Origin of the sequence: Methanoculleus sp. UBA291 (genome assembly GCF_002499755.1) — an archaeon.
GTDB classification, from domain to species: Archaea; Halobacteriota; Methanomicrobia; order Methanomicrobiales; family Methanoculleaceae; genus Methanoculleus; species Methanoculleus palmolei.
Window position 1 is genome coordinate 68,233 of record NZ_DANC01000043.1, and the last position, 26,850, is coordinate 95,082.

The following is a 26,850-nucleotide window of genomic DNA, read 5'->3' on the forward strand; positions in this document are numbered from 1 at the left end:
AAGATCACCAGCGAACTGATTTCTGGTAGTGGTTTCGGATGACGATTGCAATAAGGTAAATGGCCACCACCAGTACGAGGAGCACCAGCGCCGTCCCGTACTGGTTATCCCGTGCCCCGGGGACGCTGGTTGCCAGGATGAAGAGGTGATAGGGGAGCGCCATTACCGGTTCCAGCACCGACGTGGGGAGGAGCCGCCGGGAGAACACGACCGCGGTGAAGAGGATCGGTGCGGTCTCTCCGGCGGCCCGCCCTATGCTGAGGATCGTGCCGGTCAGGATTCCCGGCACCGCCGGGGGGAGCACGACCCGCCGGATGGTCTGCCAGGGCGTCGCCCCGAGGGCGAGGCTCCCCTCCCTGACACCGCCGGGGATACTCTTTAACGCTTCTTCGGTCGTCCGGATGATGGTGGGGAGGATCATCAGCGCCAGCGTGATCTGGCCGGCGAGCAGCGATACCCCGAGGTCCAGGTAGAGCACCAGGAACGCGAACCCGAAGAGGCCGAAGACGATGGACGGTGTGCCGTTCAGAAGGTCGACGCCCGTTCTGATGATCTCGCTGATCCGCCCTTTCCGGGTGTACTCGTTCAGGTAGACGGCGGCACCGATGCCGAGAGGGAGGGCAAAGAGGATGGCGCCCCCGACCAGGTAGAGGGTCCCAAGGATTGCCGGGCCGACACCGCCCGCCCGACCGAGGTTGCTCGGCGGGGCGGTCAGGAACTCCCAGGAGAGCGCCGGCATGCCGTTGTAGACGACGTCGAAGAGAATGACGCCGAGGATGAAGAGCACGACGCCGGCGGCAGCATACAGGAACCCGAACGCGATCTTTTCGCTGATTTTCGGGGATATCCGGTTCCGGGCGTACATCGCCCCGAGCAGAGCGACCGCGACGACGGCGGCAACCAGGATATCGGTGGCTGCCGTAAGGACCCCGAATGCGCCGATGCCAAGACCCACGTAAGCATAGGACGTTGTCGTACCGTTCCCCCTCCACCGGACCCCGCGCGATGCAGTCGCGGTGTGCCGCTCGCTCATCCGCGCAAGGATGCCCCGCGCGAGGAGATTAACCAGGAGAGTGATCGCGAGAAGGACGACCGCGACCCCGAAGAGCGCGTGGTAATGGGCGCTGCCGACGGCAACCTCCCCCATCTCGATGCCCAGCGTCCCGGTGAGCGTCCGAACCGGAGAGAGGACGTTCCAGAGCGGTTCGGGAACGATGCCTGCGTTGCCGGCGACCATGATCACCGCCATCGTCTCACCGATGGCCCGTCCCATCCCGAGGATGATTGCAGCGGTGATGCCGGAGAGCGCCCCGGGGATAACGACCCCGGTGATCGTCTGCCAGCGCGTTGCCCCGAGTGCAAGGGACCCCTCCCGGTATGACCGGGGCACGGCGCTGATTGCATCCTCCGAGACGCTGACAATCGTCGGAAGAGCCATGATGCCGAGCAGGACGGAGGCGGCAAACCAGGACTCGCCGGATGGGACATCGAAGGTAATGCGAATCCAGTTGGTCAGGACGATGAGACCGAAGAACCCGTAGACCACTGAAGGTATCCCCGCCAGGAGTTCAATGGCGGGCTTCATGACAGCACGAACCCGGGGCGGCGCAAGTTCGGCGAGGACGACGGCAACCGCAATTCCGAGCGGGATGGCAAGCGCCATCGCACCAAGCGTAACAAGGAGCGTGCCGGCGATCAGCGGAAAAATACCATACTGCGGAGGCGCTCCCGTCGGGTTCCAGACCCCGCCGGTCAGAAAGTTCCAGACTCCGGCCTGCTCAAAGATCGGATAGCCGTTCCGGGCCAGGAAGAAGATGATGAAGAAGACGGCAACGACGGCGAAAACTGCAGAACAGAACAGGAGTACCCGCGCGGTCCCCTCGCGGAGCTGCCGCCGGAAACGGTTACGAGCAGTGCCGGACCCGGCGGACCCGAGATTTCCGTCGGGCGGCATGGTGTCCGAAGGGATCGTGTGGGTGTCTTTCCCATCCGCAATACCGGACCCGGTCCCCTCTTCTCCGGTGTGACAGTTCTCTGAGTGCGACACCGTCGGCCGCCCCTCCATCACCCGGACCATGCTCATTACGTCCGTATGCCGGATGGATAGGCGTTCCCGAAGGAGACCATGGAGGTATATATACCTCAAATAAAAAAGGGCGACGTATATAAAAAACAGAATACATATATCATCGTGGCGCCAACGCTTATCAATTCATGGAGATCAGAAAGGTTCAGATCACCGGGGGTTCGTCGTACATCGTATCCCTGCCGAAACAGTGGATCAAGGCTGCGAACATCCAGAAGAACGATCCTGTGGGGCTGGTTGCGCAGCCCGACGGGTCGCTCCTGGTCATCCCGAAGATCAACGGGGAGCCGACCTACCGGACCCGGGTCTTTGAGGTCGGCCCCACCACAGATCGCATCTACCTGCTTCGCCTTCTTGTAGGGGCATACGTCGCCGGGTTCACGGCCATCCGCCTCGAGTCGAAAGGAAGGCTGCCCCCGTTTGTCCTGCAGTTGGTCCGGGAGTTCACGCAGATGGCGATCGGGCAGGAAGTGGTCAGCGAGACGGACTCCTCGATAACGATCAAGGATCTCCTCAACCCCGCAGAGATGCCGTTCGAAAATACTATAAAACGGATGCATCTGCTGGCACGGGGCATGCAGCAGGACGCCATGACCGCCATACGGGGACAGGACGCGGCGCTTGCCCGGAGCGTCATCGAGCGGGATACGGAGGTGGACCGACTGCACTGGCTTATTACGCGGCAGGACAACCTCATCGTGATCGATGCTGCACTCTCCCGCCGGATGGGCATCCCGATAAACCAGGCGGCGTATTACTATCAGGTCAGCAGGATCATTGAGCGGATAGCCGACCACGCGACCCGGGTGGCGTATAACGCTCTCAACCTGATCGACCGCGATGTCGAGGCGGCGACGCTCGACCTCATAGAAAAGGCGAGCTCGCTTGCCCTGGACATCTTCTCCTGGAGTATGGAGGCGTTTCATACGGGAGACACCAGGAAGGCAAACGCAACCCTTCAGAGGGTGCACGACCTCGAGAAGCTGACCCGCGAGATCAATACCCGGGTGCTCCTGCTCGATGCGGTGACGGCGATCCCCATGGGGCAGATTACAGACAGTATCCGGAGGATCGGGGAATATTCGGGCGATATCTCTGAGAGCGTCATCAACTATACCGTGGGAGAGGAGGCCTGAGAGGCCGAATGTCCCCGGGCATCTTTTTTGGTAGCGTGTGAACTCTCGATAACCGCACCCCTCCCGCCGGCGATACCATGGGCTCCCTCATTCCGCTCGTCGTTCTCATCATTGTCTTTCTCCTGATCGCGGTCCGCAGGATCGGGAACGTCAACTTCCGCATCTGGCAGGTGATGCTTCTGGGTGCCGCCGCCGTTCTGGTGACGGGAGCGATCACCCCGGAGGATGCGCTCGCGTCCATCAACCTCGACGTGATGCTCTTCCTCTTCTTTATGTTCGTTATCGGGGAGGCGCTCACGGAGAGCGGTTACCTCTACCACCTCTCCTTTCACCTCGTCTCCCGGGCGGCATCGGTCCGGCGCCTGATCTTTTTCATCCTCATCGGCGGCGGCACGCTCTCGGCGCTCTTGATGAACGATACGCTCGCGGTCGTCGGCACCCCGCTGATGCTCTATCTCGCCCGGCGGCACGGCATCTCTCCAAAACCCCTGCTGCTCGCACTTGCATTCGCCGTCACGACAGGAAGTGTCGCAAGCCCCATCGGGAACCCGCAGAACCTGCTCATCGCACTCTCGGGCAGTGTTCCGGACCCGTTCATCACGTTCCCGCTCTACCTGGGCGTTCCGACGGCGATCTCGCTCCTGCTCGCCTACGTCTTCCTTGCCAGAGCGTTTCCGGAGGAGTTCAACGCTACCGCCCCGCTGGTCCACCGCAAAGAGGAGATCCGCGACCCGACCCTCGCGGCCCTCTCCCGCCTCTCGCTCATCCTGCTCGTTCTCCTGATCGGGGTCATGATCGCCGCGGCCCTCCTCGTCCCGGGGTTCGAGATCCGGCCGACCTGGATCGCGGTCGTTGCGGCCATACCCGTCCTCGTCGGGAGCCGGCGACGGCTCGGGATCGTCCGCAGGATCGACTGGCCGACACTGGCTTTTTTCGCCGGTCTCTTTGTCCTTATGGCGAGCGTTTGGCAGTCCGGGTTCTTCCAGCCGCTCATTGAGGAGAGTTCGCTCGATCTCACTGCCGTCCCGGTCATCGCCGCAACAAGCGTTATCGTCTCCCAGTTCGTCTCGAACGTCCCTTTCGTCGCCCTTTCTCTCCCCGTTCTCGCGCACCTCGGGACCTCCACGGTGGGCATGATGGCGCTTGCGGCCGGCAGCACCATCGCCGGGAACATGCTGGTCCTCGGGGCTGCAAGCAACGTCATCGTCATCCAGGGTGCGGAGAGGGACGGCGAAACGCTGACGTTTGGAGAATTTGCCCGGATCGGCATCCCGCTCACCATCGCCCAGACAGCGGTGTACGTACTCTTCCTCTCGTTCTTCCCGGCATGAGGAGGCTTCAGCGCCAAGAGGACGCCATCGAACCGGGATTCGCATCAAGGTTCAGGAAGATTGATCCGAACCGGACCGATGCGACGGCGGCCGGGTCGAAAGGTGGAGCAAAGACCTCAAATCGGTCTCCTCCGGGGGAGAGGTCTTCGACGATGCCGAGGGCAATAACGAAGTTGTCGGGGTCGTTGAAGGAGACCAGCCGTCCTTCGACAGTGCGGGGGTTCCTCACATCGGGCACCCGGCCCTGGAGCCCGAGCCCCCGGAGCAGGACGTCCTGAGACCGGGCATCGGCAAAATAGGCTCTGAAACGCTCCTCACGGTAACGACGCCGCCCGGCGGCCGTCCGGGCCACAGCCGCAGGGGAGACGGGGAACCGGTGGACCGTCATTGCACCGTTCCGGGCGAAGTTCGCAAGCAATCGTTCCAGTTCCCGCCCGTGCTGGAGAGCGACAATCCGGGTGGGCCGGAGCAGGTCAACCATCTGGAACTGAAATTCGGCGCCTACCCCGCCGGAGATGAGCCCGGGCGAGTCGATGACGGTGACGCCGGCCGAGAGTTCGGCGGCCTTCTCGACAAGGCGCTTTGCTCCCGTCAGCGTCTGGATGAAGTGGCCTCCCGGAGACGTTGAACCGACGAATCGGAGGTAGGGCCGGTCGGGCGGCGCCGGCGTGCCGGAGTGGAGGATCATTCCCTCGGTCGTCGGCGGGCCGATCCGGGACTGCCCCATATCGCAGTCGACGTATGCCGTCCTCATGTGCGCTGCGGTCTCGTCGACGAGGTAACGGCAGAGCGTCGTCTTTCCGCTGTCCGTCGCCCCGACGACGTATACCCGCTCCGGTGAGTCCGCCCGCGCAAGCGCCGCGACGAGATCGATCCACTCTTCTTCGATACGGATCATGACCCGGATACGCCTCTTTGCGAAAAACCGTTGGGACTCATGGCTATAGAGCCCGGCGGAACGTTCCCGGCCTCATCCCGGAGGCGTTGCCGGGGGGGCACGGGGAGGTTCTTACGGCGCGGCATCATCCGCCGGGTGGAGAAGGGAACCGCCCCACCGGGGGGGCTTCGTCTATTCCCGGTACTGTCCGGAAGGAATCGGATCAGAGGTTTTTTAAGGCGACGATATCGGTTACGCCGGTGAGTTTCCAGATATTCGAGCGTTCTTCGGAGGCAATCACCTCAATCGGCTCTTCGGGCTTGTGGCCGAGCGCGGCAAGGATGTTCGGGGAGAGGTTGTGCGCCTTGATCATGTTCACAAACTTTTCCCTGATGATCTTCTTCTCAATCGCGTCCTCAAGTTGCACGAGATACCCCTGCATGGTCACGAAGGTGTAGCAGGAGAGGTCGCTTGAATACTTTTCAATCTCGACGGAGACGTAGGGGTGCTGCCGGAAGAGGTCGTTCTTCCTGCCGTATCGGGTCGCCAGAAAGTAGAGAAATTTTCCGTCAAAGACGTACATGAACGGGGCGATGTACGGATATTTGCTCCCCTGAAATGCGATACGACTGATGTATCCCTCTTCGATGAGCTCGTCGTACTCCGCTTTATTCATATTTGGAATCTTCACGATCTCCATAGGTCGTCCTCTTATTCCCGGTGACCCGTAAGAGTACATATAGGTTTCCCCGGGCTGGCGTACCTTCCCCCCGGAAAACGGAAGAAGTCAGGAATTAAGATTTTATCGAAAGACCGTGAGTTTATCGCTCGGACCGGGAGCAGCACCTCTCTCGGAAAGAGTTTTTCCTCCTCTTCGCCCGAAACCTGGCCCAACGGGATGATTCGGGCAGAAGTGCGGCCGGTTGTTCCTGGTGCGAGCCTCCGGAAGCGGAGTTCCGTCTCTTTCGGAAACGGTTGTGCCGGAGAGCCTTTTTTTGCAATATTAAATATAATAATATTTATATTAAATGAGTTAAAGAAAAATCTCCATGAGCAAGCACCCTGCGAACGTTCTGGTTTTCTTTGGGATTGCCGTCTGTGCGGCTTTCCTCATCGCCGTACCAGCCGGTGCCGACTCAGGCCAGGGGTTCACGGCGCTGGAGTCGGGGGAATTCTTATCGTTCTCACCTGCCAGCCTTCCGGCGGCGGAGAACGCAACGGAACCCTCCGGAGTTTCACCACCCCAAAACGGGGAAAACGCCTCAGATGAAGAGGAACTCTCTGATGCCGCCTCAACCGGAATCGAGGTTTCCGGAACCGAAACAGAGTCCCTGACGTCTGCCGGGTCGGAGAACGACAGCCCGGCTGTTGCACACCCCGGGGGAACCGGCAGTCCCGGCGACGAGCGGTTAATCAAATTGATCAACGCGAACAGCATCCGCCTGATGAGGCTCTCGATGGAGCATGCCCACGCTCTCTACCGAGGGGACACAGACGCTGCCTCCAGCGCGGCGGACGACCTGCATGCGCTCTCCACCAGGCTGCTCGGCGAGGTGCAGCCGCTCCAGGTACCTCTGGAGCAGCAGCCCATCAAGGACGAGTTCGTCAGGTCGCTTTCGGCATACTCCACGGCAAGCGAGAGCCTTCTTGACCCCATGGATGCCGACGAGGACCCGGTTCCGACGGCGCTCAACGACCTTGACACGGCATCAAAAGGCCTTGAAACAGTCAGCCAGCAGGCTGTCGAGATGCAGCCTGCGAGCACCGGCGCCGGCGTCCTGACCCGGGAGGCGCCTGCCGTTCCGGACAAAACCGACCCGGTCGTTGTCGCACCGACTCCGGTAAGACTGCCTCTCATGGAACGGTTCACCTACGACGACCCATCCGGGGAGAACATGGTCTCGCTGCTCGTTGAGTCGACCCGGACCGCAACGGCATACGAGGAGGTCCCGAACAATGAATCAACGGCGGAAGTTGAGGCGGGAGACGGACGTAAGTTCCTCCTTGTCGTCGTCAAGTCGACAAATCTCGGGCACAGGGGTGACTCCGACCTCTATGCCATCGAGACGCCCGGACGAGAGGCGTTCGTCCTTGAGTGCCAGGGGACCGCGTACGAGCCCCTGGAGGTCCCGTCGTTCACTTCGCTTGGCGAGTCTTTTGACAGAAAGACGCTGGAGCGATATGAGTCGCTGAAAGGCTATCTCTACTTTGATGTGCCCGCCGCTCTCGACACTTCAGAGGCGATCCTCAGAGTGGATCTCGGGTATGCCGGCACTCCGGCCTGGGATATCGGGAGAGAACTCGGCAAAGAGCCCGACGGACCGGCTGCGCCATAACCCGCACCACACTTTTTCATCTTTCCCCTCAGAGGGAGAGCAGTTCCACGTCCCGGGTCACCGTATCCAGCACGGCGACGGTCGGTCGGCCGGTCAGGTAACCGCAGGCCTCCCCGGGATTCACGACCACGGTCCCGCCAGGCGTCCGGACTTCCGCCTGGTGGGTATGGCCATGGACAATGACGTCGAAGGCTTTTCGCCCGATGAGCGCCTGCAGAAGTTCCCGGTCATCACCGTGGAGCAGCCCGATCGTCATGCCGCCCGCGGTGACGGCAGCAAAGGCCCCCCGCAGGCTGAGGTGTTCATGCTCTGCGAACCGTGCCGAAAGAAGGTGATGATCGCCGTCGTTGTTCCCGAGAACTCCGATCATGGGCGATCTCAGCCTCGCCAGCCGCGGGACGACAAACGGCGACACATAGTCCCCGGCATGGAGCGCCAGGTCTATCCGCTCCTGGTTCAGGTGCTCGACGGCCGCATCCACCATCTGGAGATTGTCGTGTGTGTCGGAGAGGAGCCCGATGCGCATGTATGCACTTCCTCGCCGCTGTCATGATATAGATGACGGTGCAGTCAACCCGGCGGCGGTTGGGGGGCCGCGACAAACACAGGATCCGACTGCTCTCCTGGAGATTCGGGAGAGGTGCCGTTCTCCGCCGACCGTCTGTCCTGCGCTTTTGCGCACGACAGTCCTGAAATCTGGAATATGCAGTGATTTTATGGTATTTGATACAGGAAACTCTTTATTTGACTATTATCTGATACTGGAGTAGGAGTATGCTCTCGCAAGTGCACCGGGTTTGAGGTTCCTGTCCGGGTCCGGTGCTACCCGGGAGCCCTGAAGAAATGGACTCATGGAGATACAGTATGTGGGCGTATGTCAAGCGTTCCGATGGCAGAACAGAAGAGCGAGAGTTTCCTGCAGGGATATACCTCGAGATAGGCGATATCCTTGAGGACGGTGCAGTCGTCGTCGATCTCCCGTACGCAGGCGATATCGACGACGACGCAGAAGTCCGTGTTCTTTACGACGATTGAGCCGGACAGGGTAGCGTATATTGACTGGATGTTCGCCCCTTTCATCTCACCCGGGGCGAACCGTGACCGGACGGTCGGTCGTCCTCCGGACATACCTTCGCCCCCGGAACCGGACCGGGGTCCCGGGAGAACGACGGTATGCAAAAGCATATCCCGTCATTTTCAGTATTATTAATCAGGACGAACCGGGAGAAACCATGAAGATCGCACTCCTCCAGGTGGATACAGTCGTCGGCGACCTTTCCGGAAACGCCGACCGGATGGCGACAGGGGTTGCGGAGATATCCCGCTTGCGGCCGGACCTGATCGTGACTCCGGAACTATCCCTGCCCGGATGCCCGTGCCGCGACCTGCTCCTCGATCGGGGATTCATCAAGCGAGGCCGCACCGTCCTCGAAGACCTGGCCGTCGATCTTGCCGGCTCACCGCCGGTGCTCGTTGGTTTTGCCGAGCCGAATACCTCCGGCAGAGGCAGGCCGCTCTTCAATGCCGCCGCCCTCATCCGGGACGGGGCGGTAGAGGAGCCGTTCCGAAAATCCTGTCTCTCCCCGGGCCTCTTCGACGAAGACCGTTATTTTGAGCCGGCACCCGGGTCTCCCGGGGTCTTTTGCCTCGGCGGGAGGAAGGTCGGAGTCGCTATCGGCGAGGAGTTCGGGTGCGGCCGGTCCTGCTCCACGGCGGGGGAACTGGTCCGCGCCGGCGCGGAGGTGATCGTAAACCTCGCCGCATCGCCGTTTACCGCGGGCATGCAGGGCCGGCGCGAAGAGGCGCTCTCCCGCAGCGCAAAGGACCACCGGGTTGCAATCGCCAGAGCGAACCTCGTCGGCGGGAACGACGACCTGATCTTTGACGGCAGGAGTTCCGTCTTCAGTGCCGACGGGACTCTCATCGCCCGCGGCGCAGCGTTTGCCGAGGATACCGTGACTGTCGATCTCGCCCGCCCCGTCCCGCAGACGGTCACCCCCGAAGACCCGGCACCCGAGTCCGAGATCTGGCGGGCGCTGGTGCTCGGCACCCGCGACTATGTTCATAAGTGCGGCTTTACATCGGCTTTCCTCGGCCTCTCCGGAGGGATCGACTCATCGCTCGTGGCAGCAATCGCTGCCCGGGCGCTCGGGCCGGAAAACGTCGTCGGGGTGCTCCTTCCCTCTCCCTACACCTCCTCCGAAAGCATCGAAGATGCGCGGGAGGTTGCGGAGAACCTTGGTATCCGGGTGGAGTGCATCCCGATCGCGCCGATGATGGAGGCGTTCGACGGGGCCCTCGCGGGGGTCTTCGCCGGCAGGCCCCGGGACATCACCGAAGAGAACCTGCAGGCCAGGATCCGGGCGACGGTCCTGATGGCCCTCGCAAACAAATTTTGCTCCATGCTGCTTTCGACCGGAAACAAGTCGGAGGCGGCGGTCGGCTACGCCACCCTCTACGGGGATATGGCGGGAGGACTCTCTGTAATCGCCGACGTACCTAAGGGGGCGGTCTACCGGATAGCCCGATGGCTGAACGCGAAGCGCCCCGTCATCCCCGTGCGGGTGCTTGAAAAGCCTCCCTCCGCGGAGCTCCGGCCAGGCCAGATCGACCAGGAGGTCCTCCCCCCCTACGACATCCTCGACGCTATCCTGCACCGCCACGTTGACTGCTTTGAGTCTCTAGACGAGATCGTCGCCGCCGGGTTCCCCGCGGAGAGCGTCCGCGAGGTCTTCCGGATGATCGGGCAGGCTGAGTTCAAGCGCCGGCAGGCTGCCCCCGGGCTCAGGGTGACCCCACGGGCCTTCAGCACCGACTGGCGGATGCCGATCGCCGCAAAACCCTGGTGGCAGGAGGATGCCCGTCGATGACGGCATCCCTTGCCGAAGACCTGCTCGATACCTACGGCGCCCTCCTCGCGGCGTTCGGTCACCAGCACTGGTGGCCTGCAGAGACGCCCTTTGAGACGATGATCGGGGCGATCCTCACCCAGAACGTCTCCTGGACGAACGCGGCGCAGGCCGTCCGCGGCCTCGCGGGGGCCGGGTTGCTCGACCCACACCGTCTCGCCGCGGCCGACACCGAAGATATCGCCCGCCTGATCGTCCCATCACGGTATTATAACCAGAAGGCGGAGCGGGTCCGGGAGTTTGCCAGGGTCTACGTTGCGGAGTTCCGGGCCGATCCGGCGGTGATGGCGGCCGTGGAGACCGGTGCCCTGCGCGAGCGTCTGCTCGCGATCCGGGGTCTCGGGAAGGAGACGGTGGATACCATCCTGCTGTATGCCTGCAAAAAACCGGTCTTTGTCGTCGACGCCTACACCCGGAAAATATTCTCACGCTACGGCCTCCTCCCCGAAGGGGCGTCGTACGACCGGATGCAACGCCTCTTCTCGGAGAACCTCGAAGCGGACGCAGACCTCTTCAACGACTACCATGCCCAGATCGTGCACCTCGGTAAGACCATCTGCAAAAAATCGCCCCTCTGCGACCGCTGTCCCATCCGGGCGGTTCACGGATCGCTCCGGTGCGCCGGCGCCCGGACGTGAGGGCATCGATCACTTTTTTCGGTAGATGTTTAAGCCGATCTTGATATCCTCGTGCCCCGGCACCGCAACGTTGCCCTCGGTGGAGGCGATCGTGATCGACTTCCCGCTCTTCGATTCGCCGAACTCTTTCCCGAGATCCACGCGTATGGTGAGGACGTTTCCCTCAATCGCCATATCGACGTTCTTCATACCCATCCGTCGTATGTCCGGACAAATATGTTCTTTGGTCCGGCAGGTAGAAACCCGCGCGGGTAACGGCGATGCCCGGTTGAAAATAACTCTTTTCGACCGGAGGTAACAAACACTATCCCGGCAAACCATATTGTAAAATCGGACCCCGTGACGCAATGGACACCAAATACAGCGTTCTTGAGAGATATTTCGGCTACACGTCGTTTCTCCCCCATCAGGAAGCGATTATCGATGCCGTGCTTGCCGGGCGCGACGTCCTCGCCGTCATGGCGACCGGGGGCGGCAAATCCCTCTGCTATCAGCTCCCGGCCCTCATCTTCGGCGGGCTTACGGTCGTCGTCTCGCCGCTCATCGCCCTGATGAAGGACCAGGTCGACGGTCTCCGGGCAAACGGCATCCCGGCAGCGACGATCAACAGTTCGCTCGGCTACGGGGAACAGCGGATCATCGAGCGGGTGATTCTCGAAGGCCGCATCCGGGTCCTCTACGTCTCTCCCGAGCGGGCAGTGCAACCGTTCTTCCTCTCGCTCCTTGCAAAAGCGGACGTCCGGCTCATCGCCATCGATGAGGCGCACTGCATATCGATGTGGGGGCATAACTTCCGGCCGGAGTACCGCCGGCTCCGGGTGCTCAAAGAACGGTTTCCTGCAGTCCCCATCGTCGCCCTGACCGCGACCGCCATCCCCGCCGTCCAGGACGACATTGCGGTGCAGCTTGCCCTGAAGGACCCGGCACGGTTCGTCGGGAGTTTCAATCGGAAGAACCTCACCTACCGGGTGGTGCCCAAAGCCCGCTACTTCCAAAGGCTTGCCGCGTATCTCAACGAACACCGGGGCGACGCCGGCATCATCTACTGCTTCTCCCAGAAGGCGACGGTAGACCTCGCCGGAAAACTCCAGAACATGGGTTTTTCGGCGCTTCCCTACCATGCCGGCCTTCCCGACGCCGTCCGCGCCGGGAACCAGGAGGCCTTCTCCCACGGTGACGCCAGCATCATCTGCGCCACCGTCGCCTTCGGCATGGGCATCGACAAACCCGACGTGCGGTTTGTCATCCACACCGACCTCCCGAAGGATATCGAGTCCTACTACCAGGAGACCGGTAGAGCGGGCAGGGACGGAGAGGCAAGCGACTGCATCCTCTTCTACAGCCGGGGCGACTACGGCACGATTCGCTACCTCATCGAGAAGGAGTGCACCGACCCGATGCAGAAAGACGTCGCCTACCGGAAAGCGGGGGCGATGCTCGACTACTGCGCGACCACCGGGTGCCGGAGGAAGTTTCTGCTCGCCTATTTCGGCGAAGTTTATCCGGAGGAGCGGTGCGGCGGGTGCGACCGGTGCGAGACGCCGGTGAAAGTCTTCGACGGGACAGAGGCTGCATCGACGGTCATCACCTGCATCGGCGAGGTCGGGGAGCGGTTCGGGGCATCCTACATCGGCGATGTGCTGACCGGGTCGAAGAGCGCGAGGATCCGCGAGAACGGGCACGACGCCCTCTCTGCCTACGGCTCCGGAAAGGGGTACACCCGCGACCAGTGGCTGCTCTTTATCCAGGAGATGGTCCGAAACGGGTTCGTCACGTCGACCGGCGGCCGGTATCCGGTCCTCATGCTGAACGACCGGAGCCGGGCGGTGCTCGCAGGCAACCTTCCGGTGCCGCTTACAGAACCGCGTCCGGAAGGCATCGCCGCGCCGGAAGTCGAAAACGACTACGACGAAGCCCTCTACCTCCGTCTCCGGAACCTCCGGAAAGCCCTTGCCGACCTCGAACACGTGCCGCCGTTCGTCGTCTTCCACGACCGGAGCCTCAAAGAGATGGCGAAGAACCGCCCGCGCACCGGTGTAGAACTCCTCCGGATCTACGGTGTCAGCGAAGGAAAACTGAAACGTTACGGCAGGCGGTTCCTTGACGCTATCGACCGGTACTGTGCCGCACAGGGGCCCGGACCTGAGCGCGGCGGCAGGTGATCCCGAACTGGGATGGACCTCGACTCGATGCGTTAATGAGCATGAAACGCCAATGCGCAATCAGGCACTATGCGGCTCATCTCATGGAACGTGGACCTCTTCCGCTCCGGCACAAGAGGCGTGGAGAAGAAGGTCGAAGCAGTCTGCCAGTACTCTCCGGATATCGTCGCCTTCCAGGAAGTGACGGACCGGGCCCTGCCGCTCTTCCGGGAAGAGCTGGAGAATTACGGGTTGTTCTACTCCGTCGACAGCCTGGCTCTGGTTGAGATCGCACGGGTGGCCTATATGGCCGAGCGGTTGAACGAGCTTCGCGCACGAGGCGCGAACGATCCTTTCCAGTTTGCATACGGCGTCTCGCGGCTCTCGGACCGGTATTCGCCGGCCGGCGAGGCAAAAGATTTCGGGTGCCTGATAGCGAGTCGATACCCTCTCACGCCGCAAAATCCGCTCGACTTCGATATCCCGTGGAAGCAGCGGGTGGTCTCCGCCGTCGTCAGCGCGCCCACGGGCGAGTTCGAGGTCCACAACGCCCATGTGCCCACGGCGATAGGCGGTCGGAGGAATGAGATCGTCAAGGCGGAGACGCTGGTCGGGATCTACCGGCGCCTTGCTGCAAGGTCGATGAAACCCCGGGTTTTTTGCGGCGATCTCCACATCCCGGAAGCGGAACTCCCCGACGGGACGATTGTTCCCTTTTACAAAGATATCGTTCCGAACGAGAACAACGACACTGGGATCTCCGAGAACGACGAGTACCTCGGGCGGCCGAGAAAGTGGTGGTATAACGCCGAGATGAACATCCTTTCCGGTCTTGCAGAGTACGACCTTCCTGATGTCTTCCGGAAACTGCACGGCTACCGGGCGAGGGAGTACAGCTGGTGCCCCGACCGCGGGCCGGAGGACGTCCCGAAGTGCAAGCGCTACGACCACGTCTTCGCGTCCGGGCGCCTCAATCCGACGGCGTGCTGGTACCTGCACAGCCTGCGGGGGCAGGGGCTGAGTGATCACTCCGCCGTGGTGGTGGACTTTGAGCCGTGAGATTCAGGAACTCCTGCCGGGGTTTTTGGGCCGATAGCCCGGTGCGTGCTCCGGGTCACGGATCTGTAGCAGCGCCGCTGAAACTACAGTTTTCTAACAAATTGCTATATAAATGTGTAGTTCAGAGAGTATAGTGGTGAAAACTGATGGTTGCACTCACTGAAGAGATGAAGACGGCATTCCGGACAATGAAGATCTTTCCGGTCGCCACAGCCTCGAAGGACGGGTGGCCGAACGTGGTGCCGATCGGGTTTGTCGAGCTCGTCGACGACGAGACGATCTGGATTGCGGACAACTTCATGAAGAAGACGCTCGCGAATGTCCGGGAGAACCCGAAGGTCTCCATCTACGTCTGGGGGGCCGAGACGAAGGGCTGCTTCCAGATCAAGGGCGACGTCGAGGTCAAGACGAGCGGCCCGGAATTTGAGAAGATGCAGTTTACCGTCCGGTCGAAGATGGCGCAGGCCCCGGCAAAAGGCCTTCTCGTCGTGAAGATCCGCGAGGTCTACGAGTGTTCTCCCGGCCCGAAGGCGGGCGAGAAGATCGCTTAACTCTACTGTTTTTTTCGGGTTCGCTCCAGATCATCCGCCGCCTCCAAGAACAGTCAAAACTCTGTTTCAGGGGGTGCGGCGATAGAGAACCCGATCTCCTTGGAGAGGAACGGGAACCATAGGTCCCTTAAATTTGAAAAACCTGCACAAAATCGAGAGCGCCGGGAGGGAGATTTGAACTCCCGAGGTGCCGAGCACCAGAGGCTTTCAAGGCCACCGCCTTCCCGGACTAGACTATCCCGGCCCGCCTTAACCTATTGGTCGCCGGTTACAAAAAGGTTGTTCATCCCCGGCGCGCGAGGACGACGACAAGGAGCGCGAGAAGTGCCAGGGCTACCGGGAGCGGCGCAGCCTGTGCAGGGGTGGGGGTCGCGTCCCCGAAGAGATCGGGCGCGGTCTGGCTCACCCTGACAGAGTCGGCATTCGCGACCGAGACCTGCACCGTTCCGCTGTCGTTGTAACTCATGGGGTAGACCTTGACATAGACGAGGCCGCCCTCTGCAACAAATTCTGCGGTCTCGGGCTCGAGCATGCCCTTATCGTTCACTTCATGGCGACCTCCCTCCTCATCGATGTACTCGACCACCCAGTCGATCCCCGCCGACGTTGTGATCTTCACGGCGCCGCTCCGGGTATCGACCTCGAAGTATGCCGGAGCGGACCGCGTAGCGGGGGTGCTCGCCGAGATCATCGCCTGCGTCGGCGTGGGGGCCGGGGTGCCCATCACCATGAACTCCCTGGTGTCGATGTAGCCTTTCGCGTCGGAGAAGGTGACCTCGTACGAACCCGCAGCGGAGACGGGCACCTCCACAGAGAATGCTCCGTTTGCGTCGGTACTGATGAATTCAGGGCCGTAAACAGCAGCTCCGTCATGCGTAACCTCGATTCGCACGCCCGCATCTCCGAGATCGCCAATCATGCCGCGGACGTCGAGGCTACCGTCGAAGTTCTGGTTGGGCGGAGAGGTGATCGTGACGCTCCCGGTACGGTCGACCAGGGTGACCATCCGTTGCGTTTTCGAACTACCCCCGAAGGTGGACTTCGTGGGATCGACGATCTCAATGGAGTATGTCCCGGGCCGAAGACCGCTGGTATCGAATGTTGCAGAGAAGGTGCCGTCCTCCTGAACGACAATTGTCTTTCGGGCCACCTCGCTCTTTGCGTACTGGGCGTAGTACAGGATAACTTCCGTGCTGAACCCCGGGTTGAGCGACGGTTTGGCGAGTCCCTCCACCAGCGTGGTGCCGGTGACATCGAATGAGTCGCCGATGTACACCGTCTGTGGAGCACTGATTGCGACGTACGCGGCCGATGCCGTACCGACGAGCAGCATCGCAACGATGAGTGTCAGCCATGCGATCCTTTTCATACCAGTACATCAACGAATATGAGGTATAATGCTATCCAAATTGACCGAGAAGCCGCTGGCGTCCTGGCGGGGGAAAGACCTCCATGAGGGGCGGATCCTCGATACGCTGACGGTAATCTTTCGGAGCGGCGGGTGTTCCTGGAACCGATGCCGCATGTGCGGCTACCGGCACGAGCGCTATCCGGACCTTGCCCGGGACGAACTGGCCGAACGGCTGATCCGCCAGGTCCGCTGGGTGAAAGAGAACTTCCGGGACGAAGACTACCAGGTACTGAAGGTCTTTACATCGGGAAGTTTCTTCGATCCCGACGAGGTCCCCCCCGCCGCCCGGCGCACTGTTGCGGAGGCGTTCCGGGGCAAGGTCGTGATCGCCGAGACAAGGCCCGAGTATGTCGACGCAGAGGTGCTCCGGGAGTTCCGGGAGGGCATCGATACCGGCGCCTGGGCAAGACCGCTCTCCGTCGCCGTGGGCCTTGAGACCACAAACGACTTCATCAGGGAGAGGAGCATCGACAAGGGGTTCACGTACGCCGATTTCCTCCGCGCCGCAGCGGCCGCCCGCACCGCCGGCGTAGGCACAAAGGCTTACCTGCTGATGAAACCGCCGTTCCTGACCGAACGCGAGGCGCGCGACGACATGGTGCGCTCCATCAGGGACGTCTCCTCCGTTGCGGACAGCATCTCCATGAACCTCTGCACCGTCCAGGGCAGGACCGAGGTCGAACGCCTCTGGAAACAGCACGCATACCGGCCGCCGTATCTCTGGAGTGTCCTTGACGTGCTGATCGGATCGCCGGTGCATATCCTCTGCGACCCTGTCGGCGGGGGACAGATCCGGGGGCCGCACAACTGCGGCGCCTGTGACGGCCAGATCGTGAAAGGGATCGGCGACTACTCGCTCTCCGGCGATGTCGGGCTCCTGCGCGCCCTTGCGGAGACGGAGTGCAAGTGCAAAGAAGAGTGGGAGTTCGTGCTGGACCAGGAAGAGCCGTTCTGTATGCCGCTCACCCGTTAACACTCTTTTTTCTGTTCCACGAGCTGTTTTGCGAGCAGCGGGAGGAACGTCCCTGCATCGCTCACGACGCCGATCGCCTGCGTCGTGCCCCGGTCCATAAGTTTTGTCACCGATGCGGGGTTGATATCGACGCAGACGGTCTTGACGTATGACGGGAGGCAGTTCCCGACGGCGATCGAGTGGAGGAGCGTCGCGACCATCAGCACCATCCCGACGCCCTGGAGATTGCGGCGCATGGCGTCCTGTGCCTCCACGACGTTCGGGATCACGTCGGGGAGCGGTCCGTCGTCACGGATGGACCCGGCAAGCACAAACGGAATGCCCTTCTTCACACACTCATACATAATCCCCCCGGTGACGACCCCCTGATCGACCGCATTCTTGATGGACCCGGCACGCATGATCTCGCTGATGGCGTAAATATGGTGCTTATGCCCGCCGGTGATGAGCTTACCCGTCTTGATGTCCATTCCGAGCGATGTCCCGAAGAGGTTCGACTCGATATCGTGGGTGGCGAGCGCATTCCCCGCAAAGAGAACGTCGATGTAACCCTCGCGAATCATCCTCGCAAGGGCCCCTGCCGCTCCCGTGTGGACAATGGCCGGGCCGCCGACGAGCGCGATCTTCTCTCCTTTTTTCTTCATCTCGAGGATTTCGTGGGCGATCCTTGCGATGAGCGCCTCGCTCGGCCGCTCCGACGAGACGGTCCCGTGCATGAACTCAAACGCGCTGGCTTTCCTCGGCCGCTCCGGAAAGATCACCCTGACCCCGTTCTCGCTGACAACAACGGCATCGCCGGCCTTGATCTTTGAGATCGGGATGCAGTACGCTCGTTTTTCTTTCTCGTCGACGACAATATGGCAATCCATCTCGATATGCTCGACGGGCAGCCACTCATTTCGGTATTTGACGAAAGTAGGGTGGTTGGTGGTTGAGTAGAACCCTTTCGGAAGGATCCGGTCGCCCTCTGCCGGTATGAGGGTGACGTCGCTGATCTCGGGGGTGCGCGCGCCGAGCCGATGCAGCTCGGAGAGGATGGCGTCGAGTTGCTGGTCGGTGGGTGCGGCCACGCGCAGCCGCGCGTAACTGGTGTCCGTCTTCAGCTTCCCGACATTAAATGTGAGGATCTCAAATTCCCCACCCATATCCATGATCTTATCGAACACCAGGGTCATAATGCCTGAATCGATAATATGACCTTCAAGTTCGATTTCCCGGCAGAATTCCATATATAGAGATCGGCGATAGTCCGATAATACAGTTTCTCCCGAGAATTGACGGTGAAGGTGGGTGGCCTCATGGAGGCCAGGGCAGCCGCTTCCGACAGAGGTAATCCTGTACCAGTGCCAGTTCTTCGCGCGTGTTGATGTTGAAGACGAGCCGTCGATCCGAGAGGAGGAGGCGCAGTTCCTCCTCCGGGGCGTCGAGACCGCCTGCCGTCAGGATGTTGATCCCGGCAGGACAGGCCGCTATGCCGTCGATTGTCTCCGTGTATTGTGTGCGGCAACCGTGCTCTTCGCAGAGGGCGCGGGGCACCCATGTGGAGCAGGCCGGGGTTCCCGCCCGGCGCCAGGCGTCCTCGACGCCTGCAATGATCTCTGGCGCAAGGCAGGGGAGGTCGGATACGCAGGTGAAGACAGGTGTTCCTTCTTCCCCGAGGTCCTCCACCGCCGCACGGATATCCTCAACGTAGCCGACCCCTTCGGCTTCGTAGAGCGTGACCCCCTGTGCCCGGCACCAGTTTTTGGTAAAGGGTGTTTTGTGTGAGGCGATCACGACCACCTCGTGCCCGGCGGACGAAAAGGCGTCGATGACGTAGGCGAGCATCGGTCTTTCACAGACGGTGACGAGCGGTTTCTCGCCCATCTGGAGCCGGGAGCCCTCTCCCCCCGCCATGATCAGGGCAAGCATGCTTCGAGCGCCTCGACAAGTTGCATGTTCTCCTCCCGGGTCCGTACGGCCACGCGGATGTGACGGGGAAGCCCGAACGAACGACAGTCTCTGACCAGGATGCCGCGGGAGAGGAGCCGCCCGGTCAGCACCGACACCTCCATCGGGGCTTCTATGAGGATGTAGTTCGCAGACGGGGGCTCATACGTAAGGCCGAGGCTGTCCAGACGGTCGGAGAGCCATCCCCGTTCCCGGGCGACCCGCGCCCGCGACTCATCAAGCCTGTCATAGTGCCGGAAGGCCTCGATCGCAAAGGATTCGGCGAACGCGTTCACCGTCCAGGGGAGGCGCGCCGTCTCCACCCTCTCAATGAGTTCAGGCGTGCCGAACCCGTACCCGAACCTGATGCCCGGCACGGCGAAGCTCTTCGTCAGGGAGCGCAGGACAAAGAGGTTCTCGTGAGAGACGCCGACAAAACTCTGGCGGGGGTCGGCAAGTTCGATGAACGCTTCGTCGAGGAAGAGGCGCGCTCCCTGCCCGGCGGTCTCGTCAAGCAGCTGCAGGACCTCCGGGCGGGAGTAAAGCGTGCCTGTCGGGTTGTTCGGATTGCAGAGGAACCAAACAGCAGCCGCGCCGTCATCGACGGTGCATCGGGCGCCGGCAAGCCTTACCGCCATCTCATACTCGGCAAACGTCGGGGGCCTGATACAGGCAGCATCCCCTGCCCCGAGCACGGCAGAACAGAACGCGCGGATCAACTCGACGGACCCGTTGCCAACAGCAACCTCCGCCGCATCGCGCCCGAATGTCCGCCCTATCACCTCTTTAAGTGTCTCATATCGGTCGTCCGGGTAATCTTTCAACGCCGAAGGGTCCGGCGTCCAGGGAATTTCCGGTGGGTAGGGGTTTATGTTAGCGCTGAAATCAAGCAGCTCGCCCTGCTCCCGGGTGCGATACCACCGCACCCGTCCGCCGTGTTCCACCCTTTCGGGAAGGTTCTCTCTCATATTTCTGGCAATCCTGTGAAGGTACGTTGTCGGTCGCTATTCATAAAACCGTTATGTCGGACTCAGATTCATTTCATAAGTTTTTTATACTATCCGGTGATTATTATGGCTTATCTGATGAAGTCAGACGAGGAGATTACGATTGTCTGACAAATGGCAGACCCTTGGCTGCTAAATGTCAGATATAAGTGATTGAGATGATGGATCGGATAACAATCAGATTGCCCCGGCAGCAGGTTGAGATGCTCGAGAAGTTGGTGGAGGCTGGCGAATTCCCCACGGTATCGGAGGCCGTGCGCTATTCCGTCAGAGCACTTCTAGAAAGGCATGGAAACCGTGTTCTACACGAGGCCGACCAGATTTCATTCCAAGTTTAGGAGGTATATGATGCAGACGATCATCAACGAGGCATTGAAACATGCAGAACGCGATAGGTATCAGAAGGCAGACGCGATCGAGGATGAAGACGACATCCTCGGTCAGCCGCGTATCGTCATCGTAGGATGCGGCGGTGCAGGCAACAACACGATTAACCGCCTGTACCACATGCAGGTCAATGGTGCAGAGACGATCGCGATCAACACGGACAAGCAGCACCTGGACATGATCCAGGCTGATAAGAGGGTGCTTGTCGGCAAATCGCTCACCAAAGGCCTTGGAGCCGGCGGTTTCCCGGATGTCGGCAAACGCGCAGCCGAGATGGCCCGACCGACGCTCGAGGGCCTGCTCAGCGACGCGGACCTGGTTTTCATCACTGCCGGCATGGGTGGAGGCACCGGTACGGGAACAGCCCCGGTTGTCGCACAGATTGCAAAAGATCAGGGAGCAATCGTCGTCGGCATGGTCAGTTACCCCTTCCAGGTCGAGAAAGCCCGTCTTCTCCGTGCGGAAGAGGGACTGGAAGCTCTCTCGGCTTCCGCCGACTCGGTGATTGTGCTCGACAACAACCGCCTCATCAAATACGTGCCGAACCTGCCGCTCGGTCAGGCGTTCTCGGTCATGGACCAGCTCATTGCGGAGACGGTCAAGGGCATCAGCGAGACAATCACCGAACCATCGCTCATTAACATCGACTACGCGGACGTGCGTGCTATCATGAGCAAGGGTGGCGTCGCCGTGATGCTCGTCGGAGAGAGCAAGCAGCAGAACAAGGCCGAAAGCGTCGTCCATGAGTGCCTGAACCACCCCCTGCTGGATATCGACTACCGGGGAGCAACCGGGAGCCTCATCCACATCACGGGCGGCAACGACCTGACCCTCCAGGACGCCGAGGAGATCGCAAGTTCCCTGACCTATGAACTCGATCCCCACGCGGACGTCATCTGGGGAGCGCGGGTGAACAGCGATTATGAGGGGAAAGTTCGCGTCATGGCGGTCATGACCGGCGTTAAGAGTGCACAGATCCTCGGGAGCCAGCGCGTCTACGAACCGACAGCGCAGCGGTCCAGCGCACCCATCGGCAAGCGCGTGGCGGGGGACGCGCAGAGTGGGCATCTCATTGACTTCCTCTAATCCCATCCTCTCTTCTCATATCTTTCTGGCTGGAACCGGTCGGCGGTATGCCCTCCGGTCCATCTACGAAATACTTAATAGTAGAGATGACGTTTGAATTATAGACGTTCTTGTATAATCCCTCCAGCACGGGTGTATTGTGCAGAGCGCAGAACCTGTGGGTCTCTGCGATTGCCAGGTATCGGGGTTGAACACATGAGCAGACAGATGAACGACGGTCTCGATTACGAGCCGGGAAACGTCTTTTCTTGTGGTGTAGCCGCTTACATGAGCCTCCGGTATACCTGCAGCGCACGGGAGCGGTCCCGCTGGCGGGAATATAGGATTGGTACCGAATGTCGAGGATTGGTTGAGAATGCTGAACGATCTGATTGAGAAGAGAAAAAAAGTCCTTGCGGAGTCTGAACAGCACAAAGATCGGCGTAATGAGTTGAATGCCCTTGCCAGCAAAAACGCCCGTGAGCGCAACGCGTTAAACACGCAGACCCGCGAATTCGTTGAGGAGGCGCAGCAGCACAAGGAGCAGCGGGACAAAATCAACGAGGAAGTTCAGGCGCTGAAGGACCAGAGGAACGAGTACAACGACAAGGCCAACGCGCTTTTCGAGGAGATCGAGTCCTTTAAGAAAGAACACGGCAATCTCCGGAACCGGGGCATCAGGGAACTGCAGAAGCAGATCGAACTCCTGGAATTCAAGCAGCAGACCGAGGTCTACAGCACCGATAAAGAGCGTGAACTGATCGAGAAGATCAAGCAGCTGAAGACGGCGGCGAAGGACCAGGAAGCTGAATTTGAGCAGAACAAGGAGATGCGGACGAAACTCACCGATGCCCGGGAGTTTCGCAGATTGGCCTCGGAGATCCACAAAGAGGTCACGGAGAAGGCCGAGGCCGCACAGCAGCATCATGACCTGATGGTGGAGTCCTACCGGAAAGCCGACAAGTCCCGAGAAGAAGCGGATGCGGCCCATCAGAAGTTCGTTGAAGCCCAGGAGGCAGCGGACGAGGAGCACAGGCAGTTCATTGCCTGCCAGAAAGAACTTCGGGACTACGACAAGGTGATCTCGGGCCTGCGGAAGAAGACCAAGAAGACCAAAGTCACCAAGGAACAGAAGGCCGTCCGGAAAGAGGCGGAGCGTGTCTTCCAGCAGTTCCGTGATGGTGAAAAGATCACGACCGACGACCTGCTCCTGCTGCAGCGTGCAAAACTTATTTAATACTTTTTTACTCCCCGCTGCAAATTATTTAATAGGAGCGGGGGAGATATTCTAGTGGATGGCAAAAGAGCGGACGCTCGTCCTCTGTGTTGATCGTGACGACGATCTCGGGTTCAAGGCCCAGGTAGACGGTCCCATCGTAGGCAGAGAAGCATGCCTCCATGCAGCGACCGCTCTTGCCCTTGCCGACCCTGAGGACTCAGACAGCAACGCGATATTCGAGACAATCAAAATTTATGACCATCTCACCGAGAAAGGAGAAGAGGTTGCCGTCGCCGTCATCTGCGGCAATCATATGAATATGCTTGAGGGAGACCGGCGGGTAGCGTCCAGTCTCGATGCGATCCTGCAGGCGACGAACACGACGAACTGCATCCTGGTGACGGACGGCGCGGAAGATGAGTATGTCCTGCCGATCATCCAGTCCCGGGTGCCGGTCAGCAGTGTGCGGAAAGTTGTGGTCAACCAGATGCCGGACCTCGAGGGGACCTACTATATCCTTAAGCGCCTCCTTGACGACCCGAAAGTCTCGAAGATCGTGCTCGTGCCGCTCGGCCTCGTCATGCTCTTCTATGCCGTGGGATACCTGCTTGGATACCCCGAGGGCGCAACCATCGTTGTTGTCGGCGTCATCGGCACGTATCTGCTCTTTAAGGGTTTCGGGATCGACGAGGTCTTCGGGTATTTGATCAACTCGTTACAGGCGTCGCTGCACGGCGGGAGGTTCACCTTTGTCGCCTACATCGCCGCAATACTGCTCGGTATCGTCGGGGTCATTCTCGGGCTCGTCAGCCTCCTCAGTTATTATACCGCCTCCGGCATCTTCTTCCAGGTGCTCGCGTTCATCTACGGTTCCATCGCCTGGTTTACAGCCGCCGGCCTTGTTGCAGCGGGGGGAAAGATCATCGACGTCTTCTTGAACGAGCGGGAGGCGCTCCGGAGGGTGATCGCCCTGCCGTTCTTCGTGCTCGCCATAGGGGCCATCGCCTACGGGGCAAGCATCTATATCCTCTCGATCAGCAGCGAGATCTCCGGGTTCCCCGTAACGAACCCGGATGGCGTAAAGTACATCATCTTCGCCACAATCGGGGGCCTCTTCTGTGCCTTCCTCGGCGTCTATCTCCAGTCGCTCCTTGGCCGGTGGGTGGACGAGCGTGGACTGGTCACGCTGAAGAGAGAAGCATGAACCACTCCGCCCGGCATTGATGGGCCGGTATAGTGCCAGCACTGCGGTGGGAGCCGCGAGATGCCACCCAGGAAGGGCCCGCGAACCTCTGCCATATCCGGAGCACTTGTGTACGATACTTCGACCGGTTAGACACATGAGGTCAGAATCCGGAACCGACTTTTCCCGAGGTTGCCCCAAAACGCCTTGCCGGGGGGACGCCCTCTCCCTATCCCTTCCCGAGTGGTGATATATTGTCTTCCTGCGGAAGATAGCAGGAGGCACCGTGAAAGTGTGACTCCCAATGGAAAGTTGTTTCACCGTCCTTGCCTGAATATGGTTCAGATGGTAAAAACTTTAGATATAAGTGTTCCGATCGGGGTGTACCGAAGGTTCAGAGATCTTTTTAGGACGACCTCATGGAAAATTGTATGGGGAATTTCGATCGAGGTGGATCAGCGGTTCGCAAACGGTGAAGTCGGCCGCACTCATCAGGGTTAATCGGGCAACAATCCTATCGTCAAGGGCGGGGCACGAACGGGGCCTTATCCGGCCCCGTTCATAGCCTCATGCAAAATAGCCGAACCCGTCGGAGATCTCGCTGACCTGCTCATAGTGCCGGACATCCTGCGGCGCTTTGATGGTGAGCGAAGGCACAACCACCCCGAACCGGTGCCCCGGGAACCAGTATGACCCATCTCCGTAGTCTTCTGACACATTGGCCACGCGCACCACAGCGTGATCAAGATCGAGCTGCTGAACCTCAGTGTCGTTGAAGTTGAGCACATCGAGCGCTTTCTGTTTCAGATCGCCCTTTCCGAGGAGGAGGACAAGGATACCGACGCCGTCGTCTATCGTATAGTTCATGGTGACGACGGCATCCTCTTTCTCCAGTTGAACGGTGATATTCTGCACCGTAATGTAACTGTATCGCTCATCGTCCCCGGCCACAGCAGGAGCGACGAGAGCGGACATCAGCGTCAGCACCAATCCGATCGTCACCCACTTCATAGTGTATACAATGTAGGGGTATGAGTCATAAAACCTTTATGGTTGGTTGGGGGCAAGGAGTGACCGGATATTACACTATCCGCTGAATCGCTCCTCTAAAACCGGGTTTTGAGGAGTTCCGGCACTTCCCAGCGCAACCGCAAGGAACGCCGAAGCGACGGAAAAAACCACCCCGGAGGGCGGTTTCACCACGCTTTTATCCGTCGCGCCCCCGGCCGGACTGCCCAAAAAGAGTGAACCCGGGGTGTCTCACTTTGCATGAGTGAGGACAATCTCGATACTCGATACGTTCGTCTTACCGGTATCGGTATCGATCATCTCGGTCGAGGTAAAGATCTCTTTCTTGTTCACGTTCTCCAGGAACCGGTTGAGCGCGATCTCCGCCGTATCAACTGCACGGGAGATAGCCTTTCCCCGGGCCTTGATTGCAACTTCCTCCGCTCCGTTGTTGAACTGGGTGACTACCGCAAGCACATAGTTCATGACTGGTTTGTTTCCCACGAATACTGTGTTATCCTTTATCATTAGCCCACCTCGTCTAAAGATACTTCTTCGAGTGTATCAGCTCGGCGTTGAGGACGGATGCGCCTGCAGCTCCGCGGATGGTGTTGTGCCCGAGTGCAACGAACCGTAATCCTTCCCGGATTCTCCCAACAGACACTGTCATGCCCCGCCCCCGGTTACGGTCAAGCCGTGGCTGCGGACGGTCGGACTGGTCGAGGAGCTCAACTGCCTTTGCCGGCTGTAAGGGTAGATTGCTGAAAGGCGACTTAAAGGTTGCGTAAACTTTTTTCACTTCCGCCACCGGCTCCTTCACGTCGACCCAGACCGCAATGGTATGCCCGTCGATGACAGGGACCCGATGACAACTTGCACTCACCCTGAACGGGGCCGGGGTCACCTCGGAACCGTCGAACGTTCCCATGATCTTCAGAGTCTCGGTCTCCAACTTCTCTTCTTCAGAGCCGATGTAGGGGATGACGTTGTCGTAGATGTCCATCGCGGAGACACCGGAAAAGCCGGCTCCCGAGATCGCCTGCATGGTCGCCGCACGCACGTCGTGGAACTCGAACGATCTGAGGGGTGCAAGGGCCAGTGTAAGGACGATTGTCGAGCAGTTCGGATTGGTCACGATAAACCCGTCACGTCCCCGGTCCCGCTGGACGTCGATCAGGCCCAGGTGGTCCGGGTTGACCTCCGGGATCACCAGCGGGACATCGGGGTCCATACGGTGCGACCGGGCGTTGCTGCAGACGGCAATGCCCGCATCGGCAATCTCGGTCTCAAGGGGTGTCGCTACCTCCGCAGGCAGCGCCGAAAAGACAAGGTCGCAGTCCTTCAGGCTCTCGACGGTCGTGGGGGTGACAACAACATCGCCGACGTTGTCCGGGTACGGCGCATCGAGGCGCCAGTTGACCACCTTGCCATACGGTTTTCCTGCACTCCGTTCAGAGGCGGTAAGCGTCTGGAGATGGAACCAGGGATGATCCGCTAACAGTTGAACGAAGCGCTGTCCCACAGCTCCTGTGGCACCAAGCACTCCTACATTAATCATAGACAAAAATATCTGTAGTGTTGGTGGTATTAAAGAGTATGTTTCT

26 protein-coding genes and 1 tRNA gene are annotated in these 26,850 nt (G+C 60.2%); 13 read left to right on the forward strand and 14 right to left on the reverse strand.

Annotated elements, in window-relative coordinates; genetic code table 11:
• Window positions 1–4: 4 nt before the first annotated feature.
• Window positions 5–1,954: a phosphate ABC transporter permease PstA gene (gene pstA / locus BP737_RS10770; protein ID WP_394339227.1), complete on the reverse strand. Its 1,950-nt coding sequence runs from the start codon at window positions 1,952–1,954 to the stop codon at window positions 5–7.
• 260 nt (window positions 1,955–2,214) lie between these two features.
• On the opposite strand from pstA, the gene BP737_RS10775 reads away from it, so the two are divergent.
• Both BP737_RS10775 and BP737_RS10780 read left to right on the forward strand, forming a co-directional pair.
• Window positions 2,215–3,222, forward strand: a complete 1,008-nt coding sequence (locus BP737_RS10775) for a phosphate uptake regulator PhoU (protein WP_292407879.1) — start codon at window positions 2,215–2,217, stop codon at window positions 3,220–3,222.
• A 77-nt stretch (window positions 3,223–3,299) separates the two neighbouring features.
• Window positions 3,300–4,553 carry an SLC13 family permease gene (locus BP737_RS10780; protein ID WP_292407874.1) on the forward strand — a complete coding sequence of 418 codons (1,254 nt, stop codon included), beginning with the start codon at window positions 3,300–3,302 and terminating at the stop codon, window positions 4,551–4,553.
• Window positions 4,554–4,560: 7 nt separating this feature from the next.
• Here the strand turns inward: BP737_RS10780 and BP737_RS10785 are convergent, their stop codons facing one another.
• Both BP737_RS10785 and BP737_RS10790 read right to left on the reverse strand, forming a co-directional pair.
• A complete protein-coding gene (locus BP737_RS10785) occupies window positions 4,561–5,451 on the reverse strand; it encodes a polynucleotide 5'-hydroxyl-kinase (RefSeq protein WP_292407871.1) in 891 nt (296 codons plus the stop codon).
• Between the two features lie 202 nt (window positions 5,452–5,653).
• Window positions 5,654–6,130, reverse strand: coding sequence for a pyridoxamine 5'-phosphate oxidase family protein (locus BP737_RS10790; RefSeq protein ID WP_292407868.1), 477 nt, complete (start codon window positions 6,128–6,130; stop codon window positions 5,654–5,656).
• Window positions 6,131–6,479: 349 nt separating this feature from the next.
• Between BP737_RS10790 and BP737_RS10795 the strand changes: the two genes are divergently transcribed.
• Window positions 6,480–7,766: a hypothetical protein gene (locus BP737_RS10795; RefSeq protein WP_292407865.1), complete on the forward strand. Its 1,287-nt coding sequence runs from the start codon at window positions 6,480–6,482 to the stop codon at window positions 7,764–7,766.
• Between the two features lie 28 nt (window positions 7,767–7,794).
• Here the strand turns inward: BP737_RS10795 and BP737_RS10800 are convergent, their stop codons facing one another.
• Both BP737_RS10800 and BP737_RS10805 read right to left on the reverse strand, forming a co-directional pair.
• The gene (locus tag BP737_RS10800) at window positions 7,795–8,292 is read right to left on the reverse strand and encodes a metallophosphoesterase (RefSeq protein ID WP_292407862.1); all 498 of its coding nucleotides are present in this window, start codon (window positions 8,290–8,292) and stop codon (window positions 7,795–7,797) included.
• A gap of 323 nt (window positions 8,293–8,615) precedes the next feature.
• Window positions 8,616–8,894 (reverse strand): hypothetical protein, encoded by a 279-nt coding sequence (locus BP737_RS10805; RefSeq protein WP_292407860.1) that lies wholly within the window; start codon window positions 8,892–8,894, stop codon window positions 8,616–8,618.
• A 104-nt stretch (window positions 8,895–8,998) separates the two neighbouring features.
• Between BP737_RS10805 and BP737_RS10810 the strand changes: the two genes are divergently transcribed.
• Entirely contained in the window at window positions 8,999–10,636 is a 1,638-nt protein-coding gene (locus BP737_RS10810) for an NAD+ synthase (protein ID WP_292407857.1), read from the forward strand.
• Window positions 10,633–11,313: an endonuclease III domain-containing protein gene (locus tag BP737_RS10815; RefSeq protein WP_292407853.1), complete on the forward strand. Its 681-nt coding sequence runs from the start codon at window positions 10,633–10,635 to the stop codon at window positions 11,311–11,313. The genes BP737_RS10810 and BP737_RS10815 overlap by 4 nt, the downstream gene beginning before the upstream one ends.
• Before the next feature lie 9 nt (window positions 11,314–11,322).
• On the opposite strand, the gene BP737_RS10820 is transcribed toward BP737_RS10815, so the two are convergent.
• Entirely contained in the window at window positions 11,323–11,502 is a 180-nt protein-coding gene (locus BP737_RS10820; RefSeq protein WP_292407850.1) for a hypothetical protein, read from the reverse strand.
• A 158-nt stretch (window positions 11,503–11,660) separates the two neighbouring features.
• Between BP737_RS10820 and recQ the strand changes: the two genes are divergently transcribed.
• The 3 genes from recQ to BP737_RS10835 all read left to right on the forward strand — a co-directional run bounded on the left by recQ (window position 11,661) and on the right by BP737_RS10835 (window position 15,064).
• Window positions 11,661–13,475 (forward strand): DNA helicase RecQ, encoded by a 1,815-nt coding sequence (gene recQ, locus BP737_RS10825; RefSeq protein WP_292407848.1) that lies wholly within the window; start codon window positions 11,661–11,663, stop codon window positions 13,473–13,475.
• A 69-nt stretch (window positions 13,476–13,544) separates the two neighbouring features.
• Window positions 13,545–14,513, forward strand: coding sequence for an endonuclease/exonuclease/phosphatase family protein (locus BP737_RS10830; RefSeq protein WP_292407846.1), 969 nt, complete (start codon window positions 13,545–13,547; stop codon window positions 14,511–14,513).
• Between the two features lie 146 nt (window positions 14,514–14,659).
• The gene (locus BP737_RS10835) at window positions 14,660–15,064 is read left to right on the forward strand and encodes a pyridoxamine 5'-phosphate oxidase family protein (protein ID WP_292407843.1); all 405 of its coding nucleotides are present in this window, start codon (window positions 14,660–14,662) and stop codon (window positions 15,062–15,064) included.
• Window positions 15,065–15,223: 159 nt separating this feature from the next.
• Here the strand turns inward: BP737_RS10835 and BP737_RS10840 are convergent.
• Together BP737_RS10840 and BP737_RS10845 are read right to left on the reverse strand one after the other, a co-directional pair.
• Window positions 15,224–15,308: transfer RNA gene (locus BP737_RS10840), tRNA-Ser, on the reverse strand.
• 39 nt (window positions 15,309–15,347) lie between these two features.
• Window positions 15,348–16,433 carry a hypothetical protein gene (locus tag BP737_RS10845; protein ID WP_292407841.1) on the reverse strand — a complete coding sequence of 362 codons (1,086 nt, stop codon included), beginning with the start codon at window positions 16,431–16,433 and terminating at the stop codon, window positions 15,348–15,350.
• Between the two features lie 28 nt (window positions 16,434–16,461).
• Between BP737_RS10845 and BP737_RS10850 the strand changes: the two genes are divergently transcribed.
• Window positions 16,462–17,448, forward strand: a complete 987-nt coding sequence (locus tag BP737_RS10850) for an archaeosine biosynthesis radical SAM protein RaSEA (protein WP_292407838.1) — start codon at window positions 16,462–16,464, stop codon at window positions 17,446–17,448.
• On the opposite strand, the gene BP737_RS10855 is transcribed toward BP737_RS10850, so the two are convergent.
• The 3 genes from BP737_RS10855 to BP737_RS10865 all read right to left on the reverse strand — a co-directional run bounded on the left by BP737_RS10855 (window position 17,445) and on the right by BP737_RS10865 (window position 20,345).
• On the reverse strand, window positions 17,445–18,677 hold the full coding sequence (locus tag BP737_RS10855; RefSeq protein WP_292407835.1) for a TIGR00300 family protein: 1,233 nt from the start codon (window positions 18,675–18,677) through the stop codon (window positions 17,445–17,447). The two genes, BP737_RS10850 and BP737_RS10855, sit on opposite strands and share 4 nt — an antisense overlap.
• Before the next feature lie 67 nt (window positions 18,678–18,744).
• Complete coding sequence (locus BP737_RS10860; RefSeq protein ID WP_292407832.1) at window positions 18,745–19,359, reverse strand: NTP transferase domain-containing protein; 615 nt, start codon at window positions 19,357–19,359, stop codon at window positions 18,745–18,747.
• On the reverse strand, window positions 19,347–20,345 hold the full coding sequence (locus tag BP737_RS10865; RefSeq protein ID WP_292407829.1) for a pyridoxal phosphate-dependent aminotransferase: 999 nt from the start codon (window positions 20,343–20,345) through the stop codon (window positions 19,347–19,349). The genes BP737_RS10860 and BP737_RS10865 overlap by 13 nt, the downstream gene beginning before the upstream one ends.
• A gap of 197 nt (window positions 20,346–20,542) precedes the next feature.
• Between BP737_RS10865 and BP737_RS10870 the strand changes: the two genes are divergently transcribed.
• From BP737_RS10870 to BP737_RS10885, 4 genes are all read left to right on the forward strand, one after another.
• Window positions 20,543–20,722 (forward strand): ribbon-helix-helix domain-containing protein, encoded by a 180-nt coding sequence (locus tag BP737_RS10870; protein ID WP_292408028.1) that lies wholly within the window; start codon window positions 20,543–20,545, stop codon window positions 20,720–20,722.
• A 10-nt stretch (window positions 20,723–20,732) separates the two neighbouring features.
• A complete protein-coding gene (gene ftsZ, locus BP737_RS10875) occupies window positions 20,733–21,857 on the forward strand; it encodes a cell division protein FtsZ (protein ID WP_292408025.1) in 1,125 nt (374 codons plus the stop codon).
• A gap of 355 nt (window positions 21,858–22,212) precedes the next feature.
• Window positions 22,213–23,073: a coiled-coil protein gene (locus BP737_RS10880; RefSeq protein WP_292407827.1), complete on the forward strand. Its 861-nt coding sequence runs from the start codon at window positions 22,213–22,215 to the stop codon at window positions 23,071–23,073.
• A gap of 58 nt (window positions 23,074–23,131) precedes the next feature.
• On the forward strand, window positions 23,132–24,259 hold the full coding sequence (locus BP737_RS10885; RefSeq protein ID WP_292407825.1) for a DUF373 family protein: 1,128 nt from the start codon (window positions 23,132–23,134) through the stop codon (window positions 24,257–24,259).
• A 546-nt stretch (window positions 24,260–24,805) separates the two neighbouring features.
• On the opposite strand, the gene BP737_RS10890 is transcribed toward BP737_RS10885, so the two are convergent.
• The 3 genes from BP737_RS10890 to asd all read right to left on the reverse strand — a co-directional run bounded on the left by BP737_RS10890 (window position 24,806) and on the right by asd (window position 26,804).
• Window positions 24,806–25,249, reverse strand: coding sequence for a hypothetical protein (locus BP737_RS10890; protein WP_292407823.1), 444 nt, complete (start codon window positions 25,247–25,249; stop codon window positions 24,806–24,808).
• Window positions 25,250–25,498: 249 nt separating this feature from the next.
• On the reverse strand, window positions 25,499–25,774 hold the full coding sequence (albA, locus tag BP737_RS10895; RefSeq protein ID WP_292386048.1) for a DNA-binding protein Alba: 276 nt from the start codon (window positions 25,772–25,774) through the stop codon (window positions 25,499–25,501).
• 13 nt (window positions 25,775–25,787) lie between these two features.
• Window positions 25,788–26,804 (reverse strand): aspartate-semialdehyde dehydrogenase, encoded by a 1,017-nt coding sequence (gene asd / locus BP737_RS10900; protein ID WP_292407821.1) that lies wholly within the window; start codon window positions 26,802–26,804, stop codon window positions 25,788–25,790.
• Window positions 26,805–26,850: the final 46 nt, after the last annotated feature.